The 24,402-nt window shown below is 70.9% G+C and carries 16 protein-coding genes; 6 read left to right on the top strand and 10 right to left on the bottom strand.

The features are described from left to right. Positions 1–233: 233 nt before the first annotated feature. Together M2283_RS39960 and M2283_RS39955 are read left to right on the top strand one after the other, a co-directional pair. Positions 234–1,577, top strand: coding sequence for an amidase (locus tag M2283_RS39960; protein WP_280881449.1), 1,344 nt, complete (start codon positions 234–236; stop codon positions 1,575–1,577). A 93-nt stretch (positions 1,578–1,670) separates the two neighbouring features. Next, the gene (locus tag M2283_RS39955; protein ID WP_280881448.1) at positions 1,671–2,309 is read left to right on the top strand and encodes a LysE family translocator; all 639 of its coding nucleotides are present in this window, start codon (positions 1,671–1,673) and stop codon (positions 2,307–2,309) included. A gap of 37 nt (positions 2,310–2,346) precedes the next feature. On the opposite strand, the gene M2283_RS39950 is transcribed toward M2283_RS39955, so the two are convergent. Together M2283_RS39950 and M2283_RS39945 are read right to left on the bottom strand one after the other, a co-directional pair. Beyond that, a complete protein-coding gene (locus M2283_RS39950) occupies positions 2,347–2,829 on the bottom strand; it encodes a GNAT family N-acetyltransferase (protein ID WP_280881447.1) in 483 nt (160 codons plus the stop codon). A gap of 87 nt (positions 2,830–2,916) precedes the next feature. Then, the gene (locus M2283_RS39945) at positions 2,917–3,090 is read right to left on the bottom strand and encodes a hypothetical protein (RefSeq protein ID WP_280881446.1); all 174 of its coding nucleotides are present in this window, start codon (positions 3,088–3,090) and stop codon (positions 2,917–2,919) included. Between the two features lie 463 nt (positions 3,091–3,553). On the opposite strand from M2283_RS39945, the gene M2283_RS39940 reads away from it, so the two are divergent. Next, positions 3,554–4,003 carry a hypothetical protein gene (locus tag M2283_RS39940; protein ID WP_280881445.1) on the top strand — a complete coding sequence of 150 codons (450 nt, stop codon included), beginning with the start codon at positions 3,554–3,556 and terminating at the stop codon, positions 4,001–4,003. Between the two features lie 25 nt (positions 4,004–4,028). Next, on the top strand, positions 4,029–4,820 hold the full coding sequence (locus M2283_RS39935) for an SDR family oxidoreductase (protein ID WP_280881444.1): 792 nt from the start codon (positions 4,029–4,031) through the stop codon (positions 4,818–4,820). 198 nt (positions 4,821–5,018) lie between these two features. On the opposite strand, the gene M2283_RS39930 is transcribed toward M2283_RS39935, so the two are convergent. The 7 genes from M2283_RS39930 to glgA all read right to left on the bottom strand — a co-directional run bounded on the left by M2283_RS39930 (position 5,019) and on the right by glgA (position 19,694). After that, the gene (locus M2283_RS39930; RefSeq protein WP_280881443.1) at positions 5,019–6,512 is read right to left on the bottom strand and encodes an SDR family NAD(P)-dependent oxidoreductase; all 1,494 of its coding nucleotides are present in this window, start codon (positions 6,510–6,512) and stop codon (positions 5,019–5,021) included. Between the two features lie 103 nt (positions 6,513–6,615). Then, complete coding sequence (locus M2283_RS39925) at positions 6,616–7,971, bottom strand: wax ester/triacylglycerol synthase family O-acyltransferase (protein WP_280881442.1); 1,356 nt, start codon at positions 7,969–7,971, stop codon at positions 6,616–6,618. A gap of 144 nt (positions 7,972–8,115) precedes the next feature. Next, a complete protein-coding gene (locus M2283_RS39920; protein ID WP_280881441.1) occupies positions 8,116–10,431 on the bottom strand; it encodes a GH92 family glycosyl hydrolase in 2,316 nt (771 codons plus the stop codon). Between the two features lie 29 nt (positions 10,432–10,460). Further along, entirely contained in the window at positions 10,461–13,070 is a 2,610-nt protein-coding gene (locus tag M2283_RS39915) for a PA14 domain-containing protein (protein WP_280881440.1), read from the bottom strand. 100 nt (positions 13,071–13,170) lie between these two features. After that, positions 13,171–17,214: a tetratricopeptide repeat protein gene (locus M2283_RS39910; protein WP_280881439.1), complete on the bottom strand. Its 4,044-nt coding sequence runs from the start codon at positions 17,212–17,214 to the stop codon at positions 13,171–13,173. Between the two features lie 26 nt (positions 17,215–17,240). Further along, the gene (glgC, locus tag M2283_RS39905) at positions 17,241–18,461 is read right to left on the bottom strand and encodes a glucose-1-phosphate adenylyltransferase (RefSeq protein ID WP_280881438.1); all 1,221 of its coding nucleotides are present in this window, start codon (positions 18,459–18,461) and stop codon (positions 17,241–17,243) included. An 81-nt stretch (positions 18,462–18,542) separates the two neighbouring features. After that, entirely contained in the window at positions 18,543–19,694 is a 1,152-nt protein-coding gene (glgA, locus tag M2283_RS39900) for a glycogen synthase (protein WP_280881437.1), read from the bottom strand. A 508-nt stretch (positions 19,695–20,202) separates the two neighbouring features. Here glgA and M2283_RS39895 point away from each other — a divergent pair. Beyond that, positions 20,203–21,378 carry a DMT family transporter gene (locus M2283_RS39895; RefSeq protein ID WP_280881436.1) on the top strand — a complete coding sequence of 392 codons (1,176 nt, stop codon included), beginning with the start codon at positions 20,203–20,205 and terminating at the stop codon, positions 21,376–21,378. Here the strand turns inward: M2283_RS39895 and M2283_RS39890 are convergent. Next, on the bottom strand, positions 21,368–22,564 hold the full coding sequence (locus tag M2283_RS39890; protein ID WP_280881435.1) for a transglycosylase family protein: 1,197 nt from the start codon (positions 22,562–22,564) through the stop codon (positions 21,368–21,370). The two genes, M2283_RS39895 and M2283_RS39890, sit on opposite strands and share 11 nt — an antisense overlap. A gap of 286 nt (positions 22,565–22,850) precedes the next feature. Between M2283_RS39890 and gndA the strand changes: the two genes are divergently transcribed. Then, entirely contained in the window at positions 22,851–24,290 is a 1,440-nt protein-coding gene (gene gndA, locus M2283_RS39885; RefSeq protein ID WP_280881434.1) for an NADP-dependent phosphogluconate dehydrogenase, read from the top strand. The last annotated feature ends 112 nt before the right edge of the window (positions 24,291–24,402 follow it).

Genomic DNA, 24,402 nt, shown 5'->3' with positions numbered 1-24,402 from the left:
GCGAACGTAAGGGAGTTGTGTCAGTGATCGGATGACCTGCAGGTCAGCGAACGGCGCACCACCGCCGCCGCGCAAAAAGTCCAAGAAGAGCCGCTCGAATGTCCAAGAGTCGGCGTTCTCCACCGTCCAGGAGTCGATGCTCTCGACGCGCGGCCCGCCCCGGGGCAGAGTGCTCCCCGTACCCACCAGCCATACTCGTGAGTAACGAACCCACCGCATCCCGAGGAGCCTCCGTGACCAGCTGGGTCGGCCGGACCGCCACCGAGATCGCCGCCGCCGTACGCGAGAAGCGGGTCACGCCCCGGGAGGTGGTGGCCGAGCACCTCGACCGGATCGAGCGGCTCGACGCACGCGTGGGGGCGTTCCGGGTGGTGCGGGCGCAGGCGGCGCTCGCCGAGGCCGACGAGGTCGCCTCCCGTGCCGACCTGACCCAACTGCCGCTGGCGGGCGTGCCGTTGGCCGTCAAGGACAACCTCGCCGTGCGTGGCGAGTCCAACCGCGTCGGCTCGGCGGCGACGCCGGACACCCCCGCCGCCGAGGACCATGTGACGGTGGCCCGGCTGCGGGCGGCCGGTGCGGTGGTCGTCGGGCTGACGAACGTGCCGGAGCTGTGCGTCTTCGGCACGACGGAGGGCGTGCACGGCACCTCCCGCAATCCGTGGGACCTCACGCGCACGGCGGGCGGCTCCTCCGGCGGCAGCGCGGCCGCGGTCGCCGCGGGCCTGGTGCCGATCGCCCTCGGCAACGACGGCATGGGCTCCTTGCGCATTCCGGCCGCCAACTGCGGCCTGGTGACCATCAAGCCGGGGCACGGAGTGGTGCCCGCCGGTATCGGGGAGGGCGACTGGTTCGGCATGTCGGAGAACGGTCCGCTCGCGACGACCGTCGAGGACGCGCGGCTGATGCTCGGGATCCTCGCCGACACCGGGACGGTACGTCCGGACGCTCCCGCCATGCGCAAGGTCGCCGTCTCGCTGCGCAGTCCGTTGTTCGGCGTCACGATCAGCAAGCCGTACCGGGACGCGGCCCGGGGTGCGGCCGGGGTGCTGATGAAGGCCGGTCACCAGATCCGGCGCGCGGACCCGCCCTACCCGGCGTCGCTCAGCACGACCTCGCTGGCGCACTGGACGGCGGGCGCGTCCGTCGACGCGAAGGACCTCGACCCGCGCCTGCTGACCCGGCGCACCCGGGTGCACGCGGCGATCGGCCGACGCTTCGTGAACAGCGTCCGCACCAGCGACAGCCGGGACCGACTGCGCCGCCGCCTGGAGCCGTTCTTCGCCGAGTACGACGTCCTGCTCACCCCCGCCCTCGCCCGCCGCTCCCCCAAGTCCGAGCCGTGGGACGAGCGGGGCTGGCTGCGCAACATACTCATCAACACCAACTACTCGCCGCTGACGCCTCCTTGGAACCTGACCGGCTGGCCGGCCATGTCCGTCCCGTTCGGCACCCTGTCCTCCGGCGCCCCCTGCGCCGTACAGCTGGTGGGCCGCCCCGGCTCGGAGTCGGAACTGCTCGCGCTGGCGGAGCAGATCGAGAAGCTGCATCCGTGGCAGCGGACGGCACCCCTCGACTGAGGAGGGCCCGGCCCGCGGGGTGACTGCGCCGAGCGCGCGGCGGCGGGAAAAACTGCTGGAGGCCGCGCGACGCCCCGTGCTTGCATGGGCCGCATGATGTCCACCGACCGTCTGCTCGCCTTCGCCGCGCTGTCGTTCCTGCTGATAGTGATCCCCGGCCCCAGTGTCGTGTTCGTGATCGGGCGGGCGCTCGCGCAGGGGCGCCGGGCCGCGCTGACCACCGTCGTGGGGAACACGATCGGCGCCTATCTGCTGGTGGTCGCCGTCGCGTTCGGGGTCGGGTCCGTGGTGGAGCGATCGGTCCTGGTCTTCACGCTGCTGAAGCTGGCCGGTGCCGGTTATCTGGTGTATCTCGGCGTCAAAGCGTGGCGTGAACGGGGTTCGCTGCGGGCCGCGTTCACCGATGGCGGGGTGCGGCACGGCGGTCTGCGTACGTTCTGGGAGGGCTTCGCGGTCGGGGTCACGAACCCGAAGACCATCGTGTTCTTCGCGGCCGTGCTCCCGCAGTTCGTCGACCGCCCCCAAGGCCATGTCCCGCTGCAGATGCTGCTGCTCGGGCTGGTCTTCAACGCCATCGCCCTCGTCTCCGACAGCGTCTGGGGCCTGGCCGCGGCCACCGCGCGCGACTGGTTCGCGCGCTCGCCGCGCCGCCTGTCGATGGTGGGCGGCATCGGCGGCCTCTCCATGATCGGCCTCGGCGTGACGGTGGCCGTCACCGGCCGCAAGGACTGAACCGCCGGGCGCCCGAAGGGGACCGTCGGAGACGGCCCTACAGCGCCCGGTACATCACGTGCAGCCCCACCAGCCCGTCCCGCGGATGCTCGAACGCGTCCGGGACCGTGCCGAGAATCGTGAAGCCCAGGGACGTCCACAGCCGCACGGCCGGGTTGGTCTCGACGACGGCGTTGAAGACCATGCCCCGATAGCCGTCGGCCTTCGCGGTGACCAGGATGTGCTCGGCGAGGGCCCGGCCGTAGCCACGCCCCGCGTGGTCGGGGTCGACCATGAAGCCCGCGTTGGCGATGCCCGCGGCCGGGCCACCGTAGTTGGGGGTGACGTAGGCCGAGGCGACGACGGTGCCGGACTCGTCCTCGACGACGTGGACGCGCTTGGCCGGGTTCATCCACAGGGCCCGGGCCGCCTCCTCGGAGGTGCCCGGGTCCCAGGCGTAGGTCTCGCCGGCGACGACGACGCGGTGCCAGAAAGGCCAGATCCGCGGCCAGTCCTCGGCCACGGCTTCTCTGATCTGCATGTGCGTGAGTCTGGCACGCCCATGCGTTCGGCGATCGCGAGGGTCCTGTGCCCTCTTCCGCCCGACCGACGTCGAGCGTGGGGTACGTCAGTCGACGCTGGGCAGGATGTGGGGCTCGGCGAGGTCGTCCTCGTAGCCCGCCAGGCGGATCGGGGCCGACCGGGCCCACACGTCGAGGCTGCCGAGCTCGCCGGACCGACGGCCCGCTCGCTCCGTACGTTCCTTGAGACCCTGTTCGCCGTCTGTCTTCTCTGGTGTCACCGCGCACTCCTTATGTGTCGGGTCACCCTCGGGACGTGCCGGCCGCTTCACGGTCCGGCTCCTGACGCCCGCTCGGGTGTGAGTCGAAAGCAGTTCGGACGCGGTGGCGCCGGTACCTCGTGAGAGCAGGCCGGTGTGAACCGGCTTGTCCCGGGACGGACGTGGGTGTGGGTGGAACCCGGTAGTGCTGTCCGTCCGGATCAGATTAACCAAATGAGCGGGCCTGCGCTCGATAGGGACTGAAAACAAGGTGTAACTATCCCAAGTCCACGTGTCGCCACCGCAGATGCTATGCACTGATTCGTCCCACAGCGACCCGATTTCCGGTTCACCCGGACGGCCCATACCGGCGAAAGCATCTGCGAAGAGTGGGCGGCGCAGTTCAGATCCCGTTGGCCGATTCGCAAGCCGCCCATGATCTGCTGGCGCGCGGCAACGGCTTGTCCTGCGGGAGGACTGACGCATGGAGCTGCGCAGTGTGGAAGAGCTGATGGATCTGCTGCACGCCTGCCGGGGCTCGTGGGACGCCCCGGGCCTGTGCGGCGGTCGTGTCGATCTGCACCAACACGCGTTGCAGACCGCCGCCCTGCTGCGTCGGCGCCGCCCCGCCGACAAGGAGCTCCAGCTGGCGGGTCTCGTCCACGCCATCGGCCCGCTGCTGCGGCCCGGCGACCCGAGCGCCCACGCGGACTGCGCGGCCGACGCGGTGCGGTCCCTGCTCGGCGAGCGGGTCGCCCGGCTCGTCCGCACCCACCATCGCGCCGACCCCGGCGCCGACGACGATCTGCTCCGACTCCGGCAGGCCGACGAGGAGGGTCGCAACCCCGGGTTCGACGCGGGCGTCCTGGAGGACTGGCGGACCGTGCTGGAACTCGTCGCCTCCCGCAACTCCCGTCTCGGGGCTGTCGACTGACGGACCGTCATGAGACGGTACGGCGATGACGTCGTCGTACGGGCTGAAGGGCAGGGCCGCCGTCGTCACCGGCGGCACGCGGGGCATCGGGCGCGCGGTCGCCGGGCAGCTTGCCGCGGCCGGGGCGCTGGTGTGCGTGACGGCGCGGGACCCCGACGAGGTGCGGGACACGGCCGCCGAGCTGGGCGGCATCGGCGTGGCCGGCAGCGTCGCCGACCCGGCCCACCTGAGGGAGGTCACGGAGCGGGCCCTGGCCGAGTTCGGCCGGCTCGACATCGTGGTCAACAACGCGGCGACGAACCAGCCGTACGGGCCCCTCATGGACGTGGACCCGGACGCGTGGCGGAAGGCGTTCACCGTCAACGTCGAAGCCCCGCTGCGGCTCGTGCAGTGTGCCTGGCGGGCGTGGATGCGGGAGCACGGCGGCTCGGTCGTCAACATCTGTACGGAGGGTGCCGGGCATGTGGGGCCCCATGTCGGGGCTTATGGGACCAGCAAGACGGCCCTGTTGCGTTTGACCCAGCAGCTCGCGGGCGAGCTGGCCCCGAGAGTACGGGTCAACTCCGTCTCCCCCGGGCTGGTCCGCACCGAGATGGCACGCTTCGTGTGGGAGCCGGGCGAGTCCGAGGTCGCCGCGGGCCTCCCGCTCGGGCGGATCGGTGAGCCGGAGGACGTCGCGCGGGCCGTGGTGTGGCTGGTCTCGGACGCGGCGGAGTGGATCACCGGTGCGGATCTGCTGGTGGACGGCGGGACCCGGGTCCGGGCCGCGTGCCCGGGCGGGTACGCCGTCCACGACCGGCTGCGGTCGGCGAGGTGAGCCGGGAGTGCCCGAGATCAAGGTGGTTACGCGGTGCCCTCCGACAGGGCGACAGGCCCAGGGGTGGGCCTGTTTGGGGTCGAACCATGAAGTACGCGTGACCATCGCACCGGGCACACCGGCTTACCTCCGCCACGGTACGGCGGCGGCGTCATAACCCGCGAGCGAATAAGCGGGCCTCTCCCGCTGAGCGGACCTCTACCACTTCCCGGGCGCGTAGTCCTTCAGGAAGACGCCGTAGACGTCCTCGCCGTGCTCGCCGCGCACGACCGGGTCGTACACGCGGGCCGCGCCGTCGATCAGGTCGAGCGGGGCGTGGAAGCCCTCCTCGGCGAGGCGCAGCTTGTCGTAGTGGGGACGCTCGTCGGTGATCCAGCCGGTGTCGACCGAGGTCATCAGGATGCCGTCGCTCTGGAACATCTCCTGGCCGCTGGTCCGGGTCACCATGTTCATCGCGGCCTTGGCGGCGTTGGTGTTCGGGTGGCCCGCGCCCTTGTAGCCGCGGCCGAAGACACCTTCCATCGCCGAGACGTTGACGATGTACGCGCGTCCGCTCGTCGCCTGCCGGGCGGCGCCGGCCATGGCCGGGCGGAGCTTGCTGATCAGGATGAACGGCGCCGTGTAGTTGCACAGCTGGGTCTCAAGCAGCTCCACCGGGGAGATCTGCTCGATGGTCTGCACCCAGGTGTTGGTGTCGACGACGTCGGGGACCAGGCCGCCCGCGTCGATGGCGGTGCCGTCGAGGTGCCGGGCGACGCTGGCGTTGCCCGCGACCAGGGCGAGGTCGGCGACCTGCTGCGCGTCGAGGCCGCTGATGCCGACGGGCAGGGCCGCCAGACCGTCCACCGCGCCGGAGTTGAAGGCGCCGATGACGTGGTGGGCGGGGAGTTCACCGGCGGGCAGCGGCGCGCTCTCGCCGTCGACCAGCGCGGCGTAGGCGGAGGGCAGCCGGCGTACGGTCTGCGTCGCGTTGTTGATGAGGATGTCGAGCCGGCCCGCCTCGGCGACCTGGTCGGCGAGGGCCACGACCTGCGCGGGGTCGCGCAGGTCGACGCCGACGACCTCCAGGCGGTGCAGCCAGTCCGCCGAGTCGTCCATGGCCTTGAAGCGGCGGATGGCGTCCTTCGGGAAGCGCGTGGTGATCGTGGTGTGCGCGCCGTCGCGCAGCAGCCGCAGCGCGATGTACATACCGATCTTGGCGCGGCCGCCGGTGAGCAGGGCACGCTTGCCGGTGAGGTCGACGCGGGCGTCGCGCTTGGTGCGGTTCAGGCGGGCGCAGTCGGGACAGAGCTGGTGGTAGAAGTAGTCGACTTCCACATACCGGGTCTTGCAGGTGTAGCAGGAGCGGGGCCGCCGGAGCACCCCCGCGAGCTGACCCTCGCCGGTGCCCGAGGACGGCAGAAGGCCCTCGGTCTCGTCGTCGATGCGCTGGGCGGAGCCGGTGGCGGTGGCCTCGGTGACCGCCTTGTCGTGCGCGGTCTTCGCTGCCCGGCGCTCCTGGCGGCGGCGCTGCTTGACCGTGCGGTAGACCCCGGCGGTGGCCCGGCGCACCGCGATCGCGTCCGGGTGGTCGACCTCCAGCTTGTCGAGTTCCTCCAGCACGCTCAGGCAGACGGCGAGCCGCTCCGGGTCGATACCGGGCCCGTACACGACCTCTTCCTCGGTCGTCGGGCCTTCCTCTGTCACCGTCATCGCGCTGCCGCTTCCCTGCTGTCCCGCGTGGCGCTCCGATCGCACCCACTGTCGAACGGCGAATTTTACGGAGCGCCGGCCCGGTCCTCCAAACCCGGCGGGATCAGGAGCCGCAGGCAGTGATCAGCGTCTCCACCTCCGCGGTCAGCGCGGCGGCGAACCGGTCAAGATCCGGGACGGCCTCGGCGTCGGCGACGAGCCCGTAGTGGACGTGTCCGCGGTACGTCGAGACGGCCACCGCCAGCGCCTGGCCGCGGGCCAGCGGGGCGAGCGGATAGACCTCGGTGACCGGGTTGCCGCCGAGCTTCAGGCCGATGCTCGGCAGGGGCACGCTGGTGACCAGGATGTCGAACCAGAGCCGGGCGGCCTGGCTGACCAGCGGCCCGCCGAGCCGGTGCGCGAGCAGCGGCACATGGTCGGCGAGCAGGGCGACGGCGCCCGCGCCGCGGTTGGGACCGGCGTCCTTGTTGCGGTTCATGGCGCTGCGGACCGTGCCGAGGCGCCGGAGCGGATCGGGGTCGTCGACCGGGAGCCGTATCAGGTAGCCGGAGAGGCGGTTGCCCTGCGGCTGGGCGGTGCGCGGGCGGCGTTTGGAGACGGGGATCAGGGCCCGCGGTGCCACGCCCTCGCTGCCGTCGCCGCGTTCGTCGAGCCAGCGGCGCAGGGCGCCCGCCACGACCGCGATCAGTACGTCGTTGACGGTGCCGCCCTCGGACTTGCGGATGCGGTGCACGTCGTCGATGTCGACGACCACTCCGGCGGTGCGCCGGGTGCCGGTGGGCGCGGCGGTGAGCGCGGCCGAGGACTGCGTACCGAGGGTGGAGACGGCGACGGAGGCGCCGATGTCGAGGGCCCGGCCCACGTCGGACAGGGCGCCCCGGACCAGCTCGGGCAGCCTGCGTACGTCCGGCAGCGGGCCGCGCTTGGGCTCCTCACGGCGCGGCCGGCGCGTGGGCAGGTCCATCGGGTCCAGGACGGCGGCGGCGAGCGTCAGTGCGCGCAGCCCGTCGGCGAGGGCGTGGTGGAACTTGAACAGCACGGCGAAGGACACCCCGTCCTCCCCCGGCAGCACATGCGCCTCCCAGGGCGGCCGGTCGCGCTCCAGCGGGCGCTCCATGAGCCGGCCCGCGACCTCGTGGAAGTCGGCGGTGGGGGCGTGCAGCCGGACGTGCTGCTGTGGGTCGAAGTCGGGGTCGGCCTCACGGGTGGCGCCGCCGAAGGAGAACGGCCGGAAGCCGCGGGTGAACGCGTGGACGGAGAGCGACTGCCATACGTCGCGGATGCGCATCCGCAGACCGGGGACCCCGGCGGCCCGGGCCGCGAGCAGGTCGGCCGCGTGGGCGCCCGCGGTGGGCGAGTGGGCGGAGAAGACGCCGAGTGCGCCGAGGTGCATGGGGTGTTCGGGGGACTCGATGTTCCAGAACGCCAGGTCGAGGGGAGCGAGCAGGTCAGAATTCAATGGCTTGCCTCGCGTCGACGAAGGGTGAGCCAGCAGTCAACTCCCCTCTGGCGATTACGGTCAAGTACGATCAAGCTACGCACAGTTAACAGCAGATTACGTCCCGCCCCTTTGGGAGGGGCGGGACGCATGAGACGCCTGTGATCACTTCAGCGCAGGTGGCGCCGCCTTCGGTGATGTTCCCCACTCAGACGGCTGCGGGCCGACCGTGAACGACAGCGAGCGCAGGGAGCGCAGGTCGCCGGTCGTCAGATAGGTCCGGTCGTACGCCGCCCCGTCCGCCCGGGCCGACTGGACGTACCGGTCGGTGGCCGAGGTGCCGGACGCGGTGATCGTCAGGGCACCGCGCGGGTAGTAGTGGCGGTCCAGGGTCAGGTCGACCCGCTCGAAGACCGGCGTGGACAGGCCCCAGGTGTCGTAGCCGGGCTGGACCGGGAAGATCCCGATCGACGACAGCACGTTCCACGCGGACATCGTGCCGAGGTCGTCGTTGCCGGTCATGCCGGTCGGGCCGTCCGTGAACAGGGTCAGCGCGGCATGGACGACGTCGGTCGTCTTCCAGGGCTGGCCGGTGGACAGGTAGGTGTACGGGGCGATCAGGTCGGGCTCGTTCTGCGGGTTGTACTTGTCCGCGTTGTAGTAGTCGTACGGCCCGTTGACCCACACCTCGCGCGCGGTCTTCGCCGGGTCGGCCAGCAGCTGGTCGTAGGCGAAGAAGGAGTCGAGCCGGTCGTTGGCCGCCTGCTGCCCGCCGATCAGGTCGACCATGCCCGGCAGGTCCTGCGGCACCAGCCACTGGTACTGCCAGGACGTGCCCTCGTGGAAGCCCTCGCTCTTCGCCGGGTCGGCCGGTCCGACGAAGGCGCCGGAGGCGTCGCGGGCACGGAAGAAGCCGGTCGAGGGGTCGAAGATGTTCCGGTAGCTCTGGGCCCGGGCGGCGTACCGCGCGGCGTCGGCACCGTGCCCCAGGTCGCGTGCCATCTGCGCCAGCATCGCGTCCGACAGGGCGTACTCCAGGGTGGCCGAGGCCCCGTGGTCGTAGTCCGAGTCACCGGGCTTCACGTGCGGGCGGTCCTTGATGTACGGGGCGAAGCCGTCCGCGATGTACTCCGCGTTGGCCTCGCGACCCACGGCCGGCGAGTCGGTGGGCGGCACCCCGTCGGCGTTCTGCTTGAGCGCCCGATAGGCCCGCTCCTCGTAGCCCTTCAACAATCCTTGCTGGTAGGCGTTGGTGAGGAACGGTGTGACCGGGTCGCCGGTCATGATGTTCGTCTCGACCGTGCCGTAGCCCCACTTGGGCAGCCAGCCGCTCTCCTCGTCGATCTTGATCACGGAGATCGCCATGTCGCGCGCCTCGCGGGGCGCGAGCAGGGAGAGGAGCTGGGACTGGGTGCGGTAGGTGTCCCACAGGGACCAGTTCTGGTAGTACGTGAAGCCCTTCGCGCGGTGGATCTTCTGGTCCCAGCCGGTGTAGCGGCCGTCCACGTCACTGCCGATGTTGGGCGCGAGGAACGACCGGTACAGGCACGAGTAGAAGGTCCGCCGCAGAGTGTCGGAGCCGCCCTTCGCGCGTACGTCGTCCAGCCGGTCCTCCCACGCCCGCTGGGCGCCGTGGCGCACGGTGTCGAAGGAACGCCCGCCCTCCGCACGGAGGTTGACGGCCGCGCCGTGCGCGTCGACGTAGGACAGCGCGGTGGTCGCCTCGACCGTACGGTCCTTGCCCGTGTCGAAGCGGACGTACGCGCCGCCGCTGCCCGTCTTCGAACCGGCGGTCACCGTGGAGCCGTCCCAGGTGCCGTACGTGGTGAAGGGACGGTCGAAGTGCGTGATCGTGTAGACGGTGTACGGCTTGGTGTCCTGGCAGAAGCCGCGGCCGGTGATGGCGGTGCGCACGGTCCGGTTGTCGAGCACCTCCACCTTCGAGGTGACCCCGCTGTGCAGCGACTGGGCCGCGTTCAGCAGGACGTTGGCCTTGTCGGTGGCCGGGAAGGTGTAGCGCTGCACGCCGGTGCGCGCGGTCGCCGTCAGTTCGGCCTCGATGCCGGTCTTCAGGCCGACCTGGTAGTAGCCGGGGCTCGCCTGCTCGTCGTCGTGGCTGAACTCGGCCGCGTACTGGGCGTAGTCCGTCTGCGTGACGTCACCCGTGGTCGGCAGCACGGGCAGATCGCCGCCGAGGCCGCAGCCGACGCCCGAGAGGTGGACGAGCGAGAAGCCGCGGATGTGGTTCTGGGAGTAGTCGTAGCCGGTGTTGTGGCCGGTGTCCGGCGAGAACTGCACCATGCCGAAGGGCACGGCCGCCCCGGGGTAGGTGTTGCCGTCGTTCTCGGTACCGATGAACGGGTTGACCAGGTCGGTGAGCCGACTGTCGGGCGAGGCCTGGGCGGTGGCGGGGACGGCGAACAGCGCGGACGCTGCCACCGCCCCCGCCATGCTCAGGCGCAGGCGCCGGGTCCATCTCATGCGGGAAGTCCTCCGGATGCGTGGGGGGGTCAGGGCGTCGGGCACCCTGCGGGAGTCGCTTGCGAAGCGTCGCGGATCAGGGCCTGCTGGGCGGCCTTCACCCGCTGTGTGTCGGGCTTGAGCACCCTTCGGTCGTACGTCAGCAGGCCGTTCAGCTCGCCCTCGACGTCCGAGATCTGGGTGTAGACCGCGCCGTTGCTCCCCTTGCAGGCCAGGGCGTGCACCTCGGCGAGCTTGGTGAGGTAGTCGTCGGTGTAGGCCGCCGGGTCGACGTCGACGTACGACTGCTGGACCGACCAGGCGTGGCCCGGCACCGCGAGCCCGAGACCGCCGTACTCCCCGCTCACCAGGGCGCGTTGACCGTCGGGGTTGGGTGGCAGGGCGGGACTTGGATAGCCGTGTTCGTCGATGATGTCGCCGGTGCCGCCGTCCACGCCGAGGTTGATGCCGGACATGCTGTTGACCAGCCGGGTCGGGTCCCAGGCCTTCGCCTGGTCGGCGATGCGGGCCTCGTCGTACTGGCCCCAGCCCTCGTTGAAGGTGACCCACATGACGACCGACGGGCTGCTGATGTGCTCGTCGATCATCTGCTTCATCTCGCGCTCGTACTCGGCGCGGGCGGCGGCGGACGGGTTCACCCCCGCGGTCATCGCGGGCATGTCCTGCCACACCATCAGGCCCAGCCGGTCGGCCCAGTAGAACCAGCGGTCGGGCTCGACCTTGATGTGCTTGCGCACGGAGTTGAACCCGAGCTGCTTGTGCACCTTCAGGTCGTACGCCAGCGCCTCGTCGGTCGGCGCGGTGTAGAGGCCGTCGGGCCAGAAGCCCTGGTCGAGCGTGGCCATCATGAAGATCGGCTTGCCGTTGAGGACCGTGCGCGGGACACCGTTGACCTTCTCCACGGCGATCGAGCGCATCCCGAAGTAGCTGCCGACGCGGTCCTTGCCGACGGTGACCTTCAGGTCGTAGAGGAACGGGTCGTCGGGCGACCAGAGATGGGGGTTCTTGATGCTCAGGGTCAGCGGACCGCCGGTGCGGCCGTGCGCCGTCGCGACCTTGCGCTTCCCGTCGTACGCCGTCGCCGTGATCGGTACGCCGTCCCGCACTCCCTGTGCCTCGACCGCGACGGTGCCGTGCGCGACGTCGGGGGTCAGCTTGAGGGAGTCGACGTGGTCGGTGGCGACCGGCTCCATCCACACCGTCTGCCAGATGCCCGAGGTCGGCGTGTACCAGATGCCGCTCGGGTCCAGGCGCTGCTTGCCGATCGGCGGGTTCTCGCCGCCGGCCGCGTCGGTGGGGTCGTACACCCCGACGATCAGCTCCTGGGTGCGGCCGGGCTTCAGCGCGTCGGTGACGTCGGCGCTGAACTTGTCGTAGCCGCCCTGGTGTTCGGTGACCTTGACGCCGTTGACGTAGACCTCGCTGCGCCAGTCGACGGCCCCGAAGTTGAGCCGCAGCCTCTGAGCGGAGCCGATCTTCCAGTCCGCGGGGACGGTGAAGGTGCGGCGGTACCACATGCGGTCCTCGTGCCGTTCGAGCCCGGAGAGCTGGGACTCGACGGGGTAGGGGACGAGGATGCGCTCGGCGAGGTTCTTGCCGACCGGCGGCTGCTCGCCCGCCGTGGCGGCAGCGAACTGCCAACGCCCGTTGAGATTGCGCCAGTCGGCACGCGTCAGCTGCGGACGCGGGTACTCGGGGAGGGCGTTGTCCGGGCCCACCTGGTCCGCCCACTTGGTGCGCAGCTCGTACGTGGAGTGATTGGGGCCGCTGCTCCAGAACCCATTGATAACGTTGCCATCGGCTCGGCTCAGGCCGCCGTTTCCGTCGTAGCGGACGTCGGCGATGCCGGGTGCGGTGCCGGCCTTGTTGCCCACGACGGGTTCGTCGAGCGCGATGAGCAGGGACTTGGGGTCGGCCGGGTCCAACGTGGCAGTGCCCAAAGGCCACTTGGCGCCGCCGATCACCGCCTCGACGTGGTCGGTGAGGGTGGCCGGGGGCGCGGCGAGGGGCTGCGCGAAGTCGAGCTTCAGGGTGCGGCCGGTGCCGGTGACGGTGGTCGCGATGGCGCCGTCGTAGTCGAATCCGTCGGGCAGACGGAACGCCGACTGCGGGACGGCCTCCTTGCTGCCACCGGGCTGGGTCCAGCGCAGGTGGAGGTTGGAGCCGCCGTAGTGCTCGAAGTACTCGACCTTGATGTCGTAGGACTGCCCCGCGGTCAACTCGACCGGGGCGGCGGTCTGTTCGCGGTCCCAGTCGTCGACCCAGTGGTCGATGACGAGCTGTCCGCCGACCCACAGGCGGAAGCCGTTGTCGCCGATGATCGAGAAGGTGTGGGCGCCGGTCTTCTCCGGGACGATCTTTCCGGTCCAGCGGACGCTGACGTCGTCGGACTGTCCGGTGGTGAAGGCGAGGCGGGGTTCGAGGTTGGCGAAGTCGAGGTTCGGGTCGAAGCCGGTGGCTTTGAGCTGGTCGAAGTCGAAGGCGCCGGGGGCGGACTGGGTGTAGTACTCGCCCTTCAGACCGTGGACTTCGGGGGGCTCGGCGGCGGCGGTCGCGGCCGGGACGGCGACCAGTCCGGCGATGCCGAGAGCTATGGCGAGGAGTAACGCGAGTCGGTTTCTGAGCCGGGTGATGCGCATGCAACCTCCATGACAACGTTGGCATGGCAAACAGTTGGCATGACAACACGGAATCGGCGTGCCGTCCAGGGACATGACAACAGGGGCCGGTCGGGTCGGTTCAGAGGCGGGCTCGGTGATCGTGCAGACGTTGGCGCAGTCGTCGGACGTCTGGGACGTGGTCTCCGGGGATGGCTTCCAACTCGCTCAGCCAGACGGCGAGGTCGTCGGCCCCCTCCTGATCGACGATCGCCTCCAGGAGTCGGCGGGCCGGTGTCTCGATGTCGCCGCCACGGTCCACCAGAAGAGGGCGTAGGAGGGCGGCGAAGCGGGTGATGTCCTCGTCGCCGTCCTGGTCGGCGAGGTCGAGGAACCCACGCCAGTCCTTGCGGTGGGCGTCCAGTCCGTGTTCGCGGCTGTCGAGCACCACCAGCTGCAACCGGGCCTGAATGTCCACGTCGTCCTTGGCCAGGAGGTGCCGGAGGTCGGCACGCGCCTCGTCCAGGTGACCGGCCGTCTGGTGGGTGAGGGCTCGCTGCTCCCGGGCCCAGTCGTAGGAGGGGTCGTTCTCCAGGACTCGGGTGAAGTCGGCGACGGCGTGGTCCGGTCGGCCGGCCAGCCGATGCGTTTCAGCGCGGTATACGAGAGCCATGTCCTGGGCGGGATCGAGTTCGACAGCCCGGTTCAGGTCCGTGAGCGCCTCCTCGTACCGTCCTGCTCGCCGATGGGAGTGTCCGCGTTCGGCGAAGTCCCATGAGTCCAGGGGATCGAGCTCGATGGCGCGGGTGAAGTCGGCGACGGACTCGTCGATGCGTCCGGCCAGTTGGTGGACGTAGCCACGCTCGCCGATGGCCCAGTCACTCTCCGGTTCGAGCTCCACCGCGCGGTTCAAATCGACCAGCGCCTCCCCCAGACGACCCGCCTCCCGGTGCACCAGACCACGCTCGACCAGGTTCCAGCCGTCTTCCGGATCCAGCTCCACCGCCCGGTTCAGATCCGCCAACGCCTCCTCCAGACGACCCGCCTGCCGGTGCAACGAACCACGTACCGCGAGGCTCCAGTCGTCCGTCGGAGCGATCTCCACCGCCCGGTCCAGGTCCGCCAGCGCCTCCTCCAGACGACCCGCCTCCCGATGCACCGCACCGCGCTGGGCGAAGGCCCACCCGTACTCCGGATCCAGCTCCACCGCCCGGTCCAGATCCGCCAACGCCTCCTCCGGACGCCCCGCCTCCGCATGTACCACACCACGCTCGACGATGATCCATTCGTCCTCCGGATCCAGCTCCACCGCCCGGTCCAGATCGACCAGCGCCTCCTCCAGACGACCCGCCTCCGAATGCGCCACGCCACGCTCGGCGACGGTCCACTCGTCCTCCGGGTCCAGCTCCAACGCCCGGTTCAGGTCGACCAGTGCCTCCTCCGTGAGACCCGCCCGCCGGCGCACCGCACCGCGCTGGGCGAAGGCCCACGCGTACTCCGGATCCAGCTCCAACGCCCGGTCCAGATCGGCCAGCGCCTCGTCCAGACGACCCGCCTGTCGATGCACCAGACCACGCTCGACCAGGTTCCAGTCGTCCTCCGGATCCAGCTCCACCGCCCGGTTCAGATCCGCCAACGCCTCCTCCAGACGACCCGCCTGCCGGTGCAACGAACCGCGTACGGCGAAGCTCCAGTCATCCGTCGGAGCGATCTCCACCGCCCGGTCCAGGTCCGCCAGCGCCTCCTCCAGACGACCCGCCTGCCGGTGCAACGAACTGCGCCCGGCAAGGGCCGACAGGGACCACGACTCCAGCTCCACCGCCCGGTTCAGATCGGCCAGCGCCTCCTCCGGGCGACCCTCGTCGCTGTACAGGTCGCCACGCGTGACAAGCGCCCAGGTGTCTTTGGGATTCAGTTCCAGGGCCCGGGCCAGATCCGCGAGCGCCTGCGCTGCACGGCCCGCCTGCCGGTGCATCACACCGCGCCGGCCGAAGGCCCACCCGTACTCCGGATCCAGCTCCACCGCACGGCTCAGATCCGCGACCGCCTCGTCCAGACGCCCCGCCCGCCCATGGAGCACCCCTCGTACGGCCAGCGCCACTTCGTATCCCGGATCCAGCTCCAGGGCCCTGTTCAGATCGGCCAGCGCCGGTCCCAGGTTGCCCTCGACGAGATGCGCCGTGCCCCGGTGACACCGGATCCAGTCGCTGTCGGGACCGAGTGCCAGGGCGCGGTCGAAGGCGGGGATCGCGTCCTCGGGGCACTCTCGCCACAGCTCGACGGCTCCGAGCAGGGCGTACGACCGCACCAGCCCGGGGTCCAGATCGAGCGAATCGACCAGATCCCCCACCGCTTCCCCGGAGTAGTCGAGCCAGTGGTGGGCCTCGCCCCGTTCCTGGTAGGCCACGGCCGTGGCCGGGTGGATGTCGATCGCACGGCCGAGTTCGACGATCGCCTCGTCCAGACGGTCCGCGTGGTGCAGGTACCGGCCCCGGTACAGATGGGCGCTCGCGCGGGCCTCGGCGCTCAGGTCGGGAGCCGTCAGCAGGGCGGCCAGGCCGTTGAAGACGCCCTGTTCGCCGGCCGTCGCCTCGGTCAGACGCCGGCCCCAGTCCGCGACGGCGGGTGCGTCGCTGTCGACGCCGGCTCTGCCGAGCGTGTCTGCCCAGCGGCGCAGCGTGGGAAGGTCCTGGCCGGCCGCGTGGATCGCCTCTTCGAGGGCGGCGGGGAGGTGCTCGTCCGGGTGCGCGCACAGGCGGTGGTAGGTCTCGTCGAGGCGGTGGCCGCGCCAAGTGTCGTCCGCCCAGCGGCTGTCGGCCGCCAGGCTCGCCTCGTGGGCCGTGCGCAGACCCGTGAAGGCGTCCGCGAGGCGGGTGTGGTCGTCGATCCAGTTCTGCGGCGAACTCGCCCGCTGGTGACGGAGCATGCTCGTACGTACGACGTCGTGGTACCGGCAATGCCCGTCCCGGTCGGTGACGAACGGCCGGGCACGCAGCCACGGGAACAGGTCGGCCTCGGCCGCCGGGACGGCCGCACGGAAGATCTCCTCGTCGAACCGGAGCGGCAGCGAGCAACCCAGGACGGCGTCTCGCTGCCCGATGTCGTCGATCCAGTGGAGGAAGCGGTCGACGGCGATGTCGACGGGCGCCCCGGCCGATTCGTGCGCGGCGACGTGCGAGGGGCGGGTGCCCGCGAGGACGTCCAGGAGGAGGGGCAGGCCCAGGGCGGTGTCCAGGATGGACGTGACCGCCGCCTCGTCGGTCGCTCCACGTGCCGCGAGCAGGTCTCTGGCCTCGCGCTCTGTGAAGACCTCCAGCGGTACCTCGGCCGCATGGGCGCGGAGGGGCGCCCATCCGCTCTCGTCCAGCGGGTCACGGCCGGCCAGTACAACGACGATGTTGGCCGGCAGCGGGCCGAACCCGTCCAGCAGGAGGTCGCGCGCCCACCCGTCCAGGAACGGGCCGGACTGCTCCCAGGTGTCGAAGAACAGCACCAGGAACGGCTGCCGCCCGGCAAGCCGGACCAGCTCCTTCACGAAGGTGGAGCTGAGCCGGGCGACCGCGTCGGGGCTGCCCTCGTCGCTCCCACGCGCGCGCAGCCGTTGGTCACGTGCCGTGGCACCCGTCCAGCCGTTGACCTGGCCGATCACGCCAGGGCTCACTGCGCCGGCTACCACTGCGTCACCCGGAATCGGTGCCGAACCGTCCTTCAGTGCCTGGGGCGCGGCCTCACTGTCAGGAGACGGACTCTCCCCGTCGGCGGCAACCGCAGGCCCGTCGGCCCCGCGCTGGTTCTCGTGCCGCGCCAAGCTCGCGTCGGCGTCCTTCAAACCGCCCGCCTGGAGGCCGAGTTCGGCCTCGACGGCCTTCATCGTCTCCACGACACCGCGTACATCGGCCCCGTCGACCACCGCGGTCAGCGCTCCGTGCGCGCGTGCCGTCGCCTCCCAGCGGCGTACCAGCGTCGACTTTCCCACCCCGCCGACGCCGTGCACGTGGAAGAGCCGGTGGAAGCCGTCGCGACCGGGATCACGCGCGAGGTTGTCCGCGAAGGCGGCGCGCTCCGCGTGCCGCCCGACGAACACCTGTTGTCCCTCGGCCCCGATGCGGCCCTCGGGCCCGGTCAACTCTCCTCGCGACGGCCGCTGTACGTCCCCCTGCGGCCGTCGCGCGTTCCCCTGCGTCATCGTCCCCCTCCCCCGTAGGCAGGAGGCTACGACACCTGCTGCCCCTTGCCCAAGGCGATAACTCCGCCCTTGGAGACGGTGTAGAGCTCCGCGTCCCGCTCGGGGTTGACGCCGATCGTCGCGCCCGGCGGCACCTCTACGTTCTTGTCGAGCACCGCTCCGCGCACGACCGCGCCCCGGCCGATGTGGACGTTGTCGTGCAGGATCGAGCCCTGGACCACCGCGCCCGGGTCGACCACGACGCCGGGTGACAGGACCGACCGTGTGACCTGGCCGCGGATCAGGCAGCCCGCGCTGATGATGGACTCGCCCGCGATGCCTCCGGCGTTGAAGCGGGCCGGCGAGAGCTGGTAGGAGTGCGTGTAGATGGGCCAGCTGCGGTTGTAGAGGTTGAAGGCCGGGCGCTCGGCGATGAGGTCCATGTGGGATTCGTAGTACGCGTCCATGGTGCCCACGTCCCGCCAGTACCCCTGGTCGCGGGTGGTCTCGCCGGGCACGTGGTTGGCGCTGAAGTCGTAGAGCTGGGCCTCGCCGCGGTCGGTGAGCTGGGGCAGGATCGAGCCGCCCATGTCGTGCACGGAGTGGCCGTCCTCGGCGTCCCGCTGCAGCGCCTCGATCAGCACCTTGGTGGTGAAGACGTAGTTGCCCATCGAGGCGAAGACGCACTCGGGGTCGTCCGCCAGACCGGGTGGGTCCGCGGGCTTCTCCAGGAAGCGCTCCACGGTCAGGCCGTCCGAGCCGGGGCTGATGACGCCGAAGGACGAGGACTCGGTGCGCGGCACGCGGATCCCGGCTACCGTCACGCCCGCGCCGCTCTCGATGTGCTGGGCGAGCATCTGGCGCGGGTCCATGCGGTACACGTGATCGGCGCCGAACACGGCGACGTACTCGGGCCGTTCGTCGTAGATCAGGTTCAGCGACTGCAGGATCGCGTCGGCGCTGCCCAGGTACCAGCGCGGGCCGAGGCGCTGCTGGGCCGGGACCGGGGTGACGTAGTTGCCGAGCAGGCTGGACATCCGCCAGGTCTGGGTGATGTGCCGGTCCAGCGAGTGCGACTTGTACTGCGTCAGGACGCAGATGCGCAGGATGTCCGCGTTGACGAGGTTGGAGAGGACGAAGTCGACTAGGCGGTAGGTGCCGCCGAAGGTGACCGCGGGTTTAGCGCGGTCCGCGGTCAGGGGCATCAGGCGTTTGCCCTCTCCGCCCGCCAGCACGATTCCGAGCACCGAAGGACCACCCCGACGCATGGCCGCTCCCCTCACCGTGGTTGACCCATGCCTGCCCTTGAGCTGGGCGGAGTAAGCCTGTTCGAAGCCTGCTCCGTACTACTACCCCTGTTTGAGGATCTCCTCGTAAAGCCGGACCGTACGGCGGGCGACCGTGTCCCAGCCGAACTCGCCCACCGCGCGCTCCCGACCGGCCTCGCCCATCCGCCGGGCCGCCTCCGGGTCGCCGATGACCGCGTCCAGTGCCCGCGCGAGGTTCGGCTCGAAGTCCTCGTCCACGGTGACCAGCAGCCCGGTCTTGCCGTCGTCCACGACCTCGGGGATGCCGCCGACCCGGGAGGCCACCACGGGCGTGCCGCAGGCCATCGCCTCCAGGTTGACGATCCCGAGCGGTTCGTACACCGAGGGGCAGACGAACACGGCGGCGTGCGTGAGGAGTTGGATCACCTCGGGGCGCGGCAGCATCTGCGGGATCCAGTGCACGCCCTCGCGGACGCTGCTCAGCTCCTGGTAGAGGTCGCGGAACTCGCGGTCGATCTCGGGGGTGTCGGGCGCGCCCGCGCACAGCACGACCTGCGCGGCCGGGTCGATGTCCCGCACGGCCCGCAGCAGATGGGGAACGCCCTTCTGGCGGGTGATGCGGCCGACGAACAGGATGAACGGGCGGTCCCGGTCCAGACCGATGCGGTCCAGGACGTCGGTGCCGTGGTCGGGCCGGTAGAGGGTGGTGTCGATGCCGTTGTGCACGATGTGGACCTTGGCCGGGTCCAGCGCCGGGTAGCAGGTGAGGATGTCCTCGCGCATGGCCCCGGACACGGCGATCACGGCGTCGGCCGTCTCGATCGCGGTGCGCTCGGCCCAGCTGGACAGGGCGTACCCGCCGCCGAGCTGCTCGGCCTTCCAGGGGCGCAGCGGCTCCAGGGAGTGCGCGGTCATCACGTGCGGTATGCCGTACAGCAGCTTGCCGAAGTGGCCGGCGAGGTTGGCGTACCAGGTGTGGGAGTGCGCGAGCTCGCGGCCTTCGAGTCCCGCGGCCATGGCGAGGTCCACGGAGAAGGTGCGCAGCGCGTCGTTGGCGGTGTCCAGGGCGGCCCAGGAGCGGTGGCGTACGACGCCCACGCCGCGGCCCTCGCCCCAGCAGTGCACCTCCAGGTCGACCAGGGAGCTCAACTCCCGGGCGAGGAACTCGACATGGACACCCGCGCCGCCGTACACATCCGGCGGGTACTCCCGGGTCAGCAGTCCCACTCGCACCCACAACCCCCTGGTCTCCGCAGCCGGTTCCCACATGGTCACCCAGATGTGCCGCGCACGGAAGAGCGCAGAGGTCGTAGGAAACAACAACTCGGGGGCCACGGGAAGCACGTGTCCGTTCGAACACGAAAAGTTACGCAATTTCCCTAAACCTACGTTTTAGGAATTTCGTAGGTCTTTGCGAAGGTCGGAGGGGTCCGCGGTGGGGCGGTCCGACCATACGTAGTACGAAGTGGTCGTCGCCTGGGGTGCGGGCCGTCGTCTCGGGGGCGAGGTCCACGAAGGCCAGTAGTACCAAGGCTTCTAAGGGGTACGGCCCCGAGGAGTCCACCCCGTGTCACCCACCCTGGGGAGGACAACGCCCGATTCGTACTCCATCGGCAGTAGGACCCAATGCCTGCTCAGGGACGACGACGGGAACAGTTCGAGAGGGCATCGTGTTCGGTATGAAGGACGACCGTTCGCCGCGCCGGGCCCAGCGCCCCCGCCTCACGCAGAGGAGCAGCACATGAATGCCCTCGCGTTGTCCGTGCTGCTGTCGCTCGTCTCCGCCGTGGCCTACGCCGGCGGGGCGATCGTGCAGGAGCACGTCGCGGTGTCCTCCCCGGACGGGCAGTACGCACCGCTGCGCCGGCCGACCTGGTGGGCGGCGGTCGCGCTGAACGGCCTGGGCGGCATCCTGCACGTGGCGGCGCTGGCCTACGGCCCGCTCAGCCTGGTGCAGCCGCTCGGCGCCCTCACCATCGTCTTCGCGCTGCCGATGGCGGCGCTCTTCGTGGGCCGCAAGGCCGGTGCGACCGCCTGGCGCGGCGCGATCATGGCGACCGTCGGCCTGGCCGGTCTGCTCTCCCTGGTCGGCGCGTCCGACTCGCAGTCCCTCGACACCGCCCAGCGCGTGGGCGTGGCCGTGGTCACCGGCGGTGTGGTCGTGGCCCTGATGATCGCGGGCCGCGCCGCCCACCGGCACCCGGCGGTGCGCAGCATGCTGCTCGCGACCGGCTCCGGCATAGCGTTCGGCATGTCCTCGGTGTTCACCAAGACGGTGGCGGTCGACTGGACCGGCGGCGTGACCATGGCCGACCTGCCCTCCCTGGCCGTGATCGGCGTCTTCGCCACGGCCGGCATGCTGCTCTCCCAGGCCTCCTACCGCGGCGCCGGCCTCGCGGCCCCGCTGGCCACGCTGACCGTGGTCAACCCGGTGATAGCGGCCGCGGTGGGCATCACGATGTTCGGCGAGACCTTCCGCTACGGCACCACCGGCACGGCGCTCGCGCTGAGCTGCGGTGTGGTGGCGGCCGGCGGTCTGATCCTGCTGACGACCGAGCGCCTCTCCCGCACCACCGCGGAGGCGGCCCCGGCTCTGCCCGAGCCCGCTGCCGCACCGGCCGAGGAGCGCCTGGTCGCGCTGCCCGAGCAGCCGGTGGCCGCGCGCCGCGAGGACGTACGTGAGCGCGAGGAACTCCGCAAGGAGGTTCTCGTACCCGCGCAGGCGCAGGGAGCAGCCGCGGCCCCCGACAAGTCCTACGACGCGGACGCCGACGCGTCCCCGGGGAACACGGCCGGGGCGGAAGCCGCGGACGAGGACGTCGAAGCGACGCCTTACGGCTTCGCCGGTCCCTTCTTCGGCGGCACCTACCTGCCGTTGCCACTCGTGGACCGGCACCGGGTACGCGTCAAATCTTGACGCCACCGGCCCTGAGATAGGCGAGAGGGTCGATGTCCGTACCGAAACCGGGCCCCGTCCGCACTTCGAAGTGCAGATGCGGGCCCGTGGTGTTTCCGGTGGACCCCGAGCGACCGAGCCGCTGCCCCTCACCGACCGACTGCCCGGCCCGTACGGAGATGGCCGACAGATGGGCGTACTGGGTGTAGCGGCCGTCGGCGTGCCGGAGCACCACCTGGTAGCCGAAGGAGCCGCCCCAGCCGGCGGTGACGACCTTGCCCGCCCCGACCGCCTTCACGGAGGTGCCGGTGGCGACGGGGAAGTCGACGCCGGTGTGGTAGCCCTTCGACCAGGAGGAGCCGGTCGCGTGGTACTGGGTGCCGGTGGCCGCGTTCACCGGGGCGACGAGGGAGTGCCGGGTGGTGGCCTTCTCCTCGGTCTCGGTGGACGGCTTCTTCTTCGTCTCCGTGGCCGTGCTCGCCGACGGGTGCGTCTTCGGCGTCGTGTGGGTCGTCGGCGTCGCCTTGGCCCGCAGGTCGAGCCGCTGGCCCGGCATGATCAGGTCGGGGTCGGAGCCGACGGTCTTCCGGTTCGCGGCGTACAGCCGCTGCCAGCCGCCCGAGACGTGCTCGGTCTCGGCGATCTCGGAGAGGGAGTCGCCGCGGACCACCGTGTACATCTCCGCCGTGCCCGCCCTGGACTGGGGCGTGGTCTGCGGCTGCACGTCCTGCACGGAGGTCTTGGGAGTCTTCTTCGTGCTCTTCTTGGTGGTCTTCTCGGCGGCCTGCCCACCGGAGCCGCCCGCCGGGTGGATGTCCGGGGTGTCGCCGCCGCGGGTCAGTCCGGCCCGCACCGAGCACACCGGCCAGGCGCCGGGTCCCTGTCCGTCCAGGACCTTCTCGGCGACGGCGATCTGCTGGTCCTTGGTGGCCAGGTCGGCGCGCGGGGCGTACTTCGCGCCGCCGTACGCCTCCCAGGTCGACCGGGTGAACTGCAACCCGCCATAGAAGCCGTTGCCGGTGTTGATACTCCAGTCGCCGCTCGACTCGCAGGCGGCCACTTTGTTCCAGGTGGACACGTCGGCGGCGTGGGCCGTGCCCGCGCCGATGAGCGGCAGCGCCATTCCGGCGCTTCCCGCCGTCACGGTGAGCGAGGCGCGGTTGATCCTGTTGGGCTGATACCGGCGGTGCCGGCCGCGTACGGCCATGTCCCAAGCCCCCATCGACAGGCGTCAGGCAGGAAGGCCAAAACTAAGCGCCCCGAACAGGCCATGACAAGACAGCAAATCAGCCTCCCTGTCCCTCAAGTGACCAGGAACCATCCCCCGTTGTGTTTCGGCTGAGGCGGGTGGGGTTGGCTGTACGTATCTGCGTACGGCATGTCACGCACTCCGGACGTGCGCCCCACGTACCGGCACGTCAGGATGGTCGGTGGGGCGATACTGACGGGCACGACCGGCACCACCGATATCGGATCCTCTAGGAGCCAACCGAATGAGCACTTCAGCCCAGATCGGCGTCACGGGTCTCGCGGTCATGGGCCGCAATCTCGCCCGTAACTTCGCCCGCAACGGCTATACGGTCGCGCTGCACAACCGGACGGCGGCGCGCACGCACGCCCTGGTCGAGGAGTTCGGGAACGAGGGCGACTTCATCGCGGCCGACACCGCCAAGGAGTTCGTCGCGGCGCTGGAGCGGCCGCGGCGGCTGGTCATCATGGTGAAGGCCGGCGATCCGACGGACGCGGTGATCCAGGAGTTCGCCCCGCTCCTGGAGCCCGGCGACATGATCATCGACGGCGGCAACGCGCACTTCGCGGACACCCGGCGCCGCGAGCGCGACCTGCGCGAGCAGGGCATCCACTTCGTCGGCATGGGCGTCTCCGGCGGCGAGGAGGGCGCGCTGCACGGACCGAGCATCATGCCGGGCGGCCCCAAGGAGTCCTACGACTCGCTCGGCCCGATGCTGGAGAAGATCTCCGCGAAGGCCGCGGACGACGCACCCTGTGTCACGCACGTGGGCCCCGACGGCGCCGGGCACTTCGTGAAGATGGTCCACAACGGCATCGAGTATGCCGACATGCAGTTGATCGGCGAGGCGTACCAGCTGCTGCGCGATGTCGCCGGGTACTCCCCCGCGCAGATCGCCGAGATCTTCCGCACCTGGAACACGGGCCGGCTCGACTCGTACCTGATCGAGATCACCGCCGAGGTGCTGTCCCACGTGGACGCGGCGACGGGCAAGCCGTTCGTGGACGTGGTCGTCGACCAGGCCGAGCAGAAGGGCACAGGGCGCTGGACGGTCCAGATCGCCCTCGACCTCGGCGTCCCGGTCTCCGGCATCGCGGAGGCGGTCTTCGCCCGCTCGCTCTCCGGGCACGCGGCGCTGCGCGAGGCCTCGCGCGGGCTGGCCGGTCCGACGGCGTCCCCGCTGGGCGAGGCTGAGGCGGCGGCCTTCGCCGACCAGGTCGAGCAGGCGCTGTACGCGTCGAAGATCGTGTCGTACACGCAGGGCTTCCACGAGATCGCCGCGGGCAGCGACGAGTACGACTGGAACATCGACCTCGGCGCGGTCTCCTCGATCTGGCGCGGCGGCTGCATCATCCGCGCGGCCTTCCTGGACCGCATCCGCGAGGCCTACGACACCCGGCCCGACCTGCCGAGCCTGCTCTCCGACGAGACCTTCGCGCGCGAGATCGCGGCGGCCCAGGACGACTGGCGCGAGGTGCTGATCGCCGCGACCCGCCAGGGCGTGGCGACCCCGGGCTTCGGCGCGGCCCTCGCCTACTACGACGGCCTGCGCGCGGAGCGCCTGCCCGCCGCGCTCACGCAGGGCCAGCGGGACTTCTTCGGCGCGCACACCTACCGGCGCACGGACCGGGATGGCTCGTTCCACACGCTGTGGGGCGGGGACCGGTCGGAGGTCACCGCGTAGCGAGTACGCGCGGCAGCGGAAGCAGAACGGAGACGGGGGGGGGGGGGCCGGGGGGGGGGGGCCGCCGCCCCCCCCGGGGGAGGGGCGGGCCCGCGCGGGCGGGCGCCGCCGC

The sequence above is a fragment of the Streptomyces pseudovenezuelae genome, assembly GCF_029892565.1.
GTDB lineage: Bacteria > Actinomycetota > Actinomycetes > Streptomycetales > Streptomycetaceae > Streptomyces > Streptomyces pseudovenezuelae_A.
Note: the sequence above shows the minus strand (reverse complement) of the source record. Positions and strands in the feature narration are given on the sequence as shown.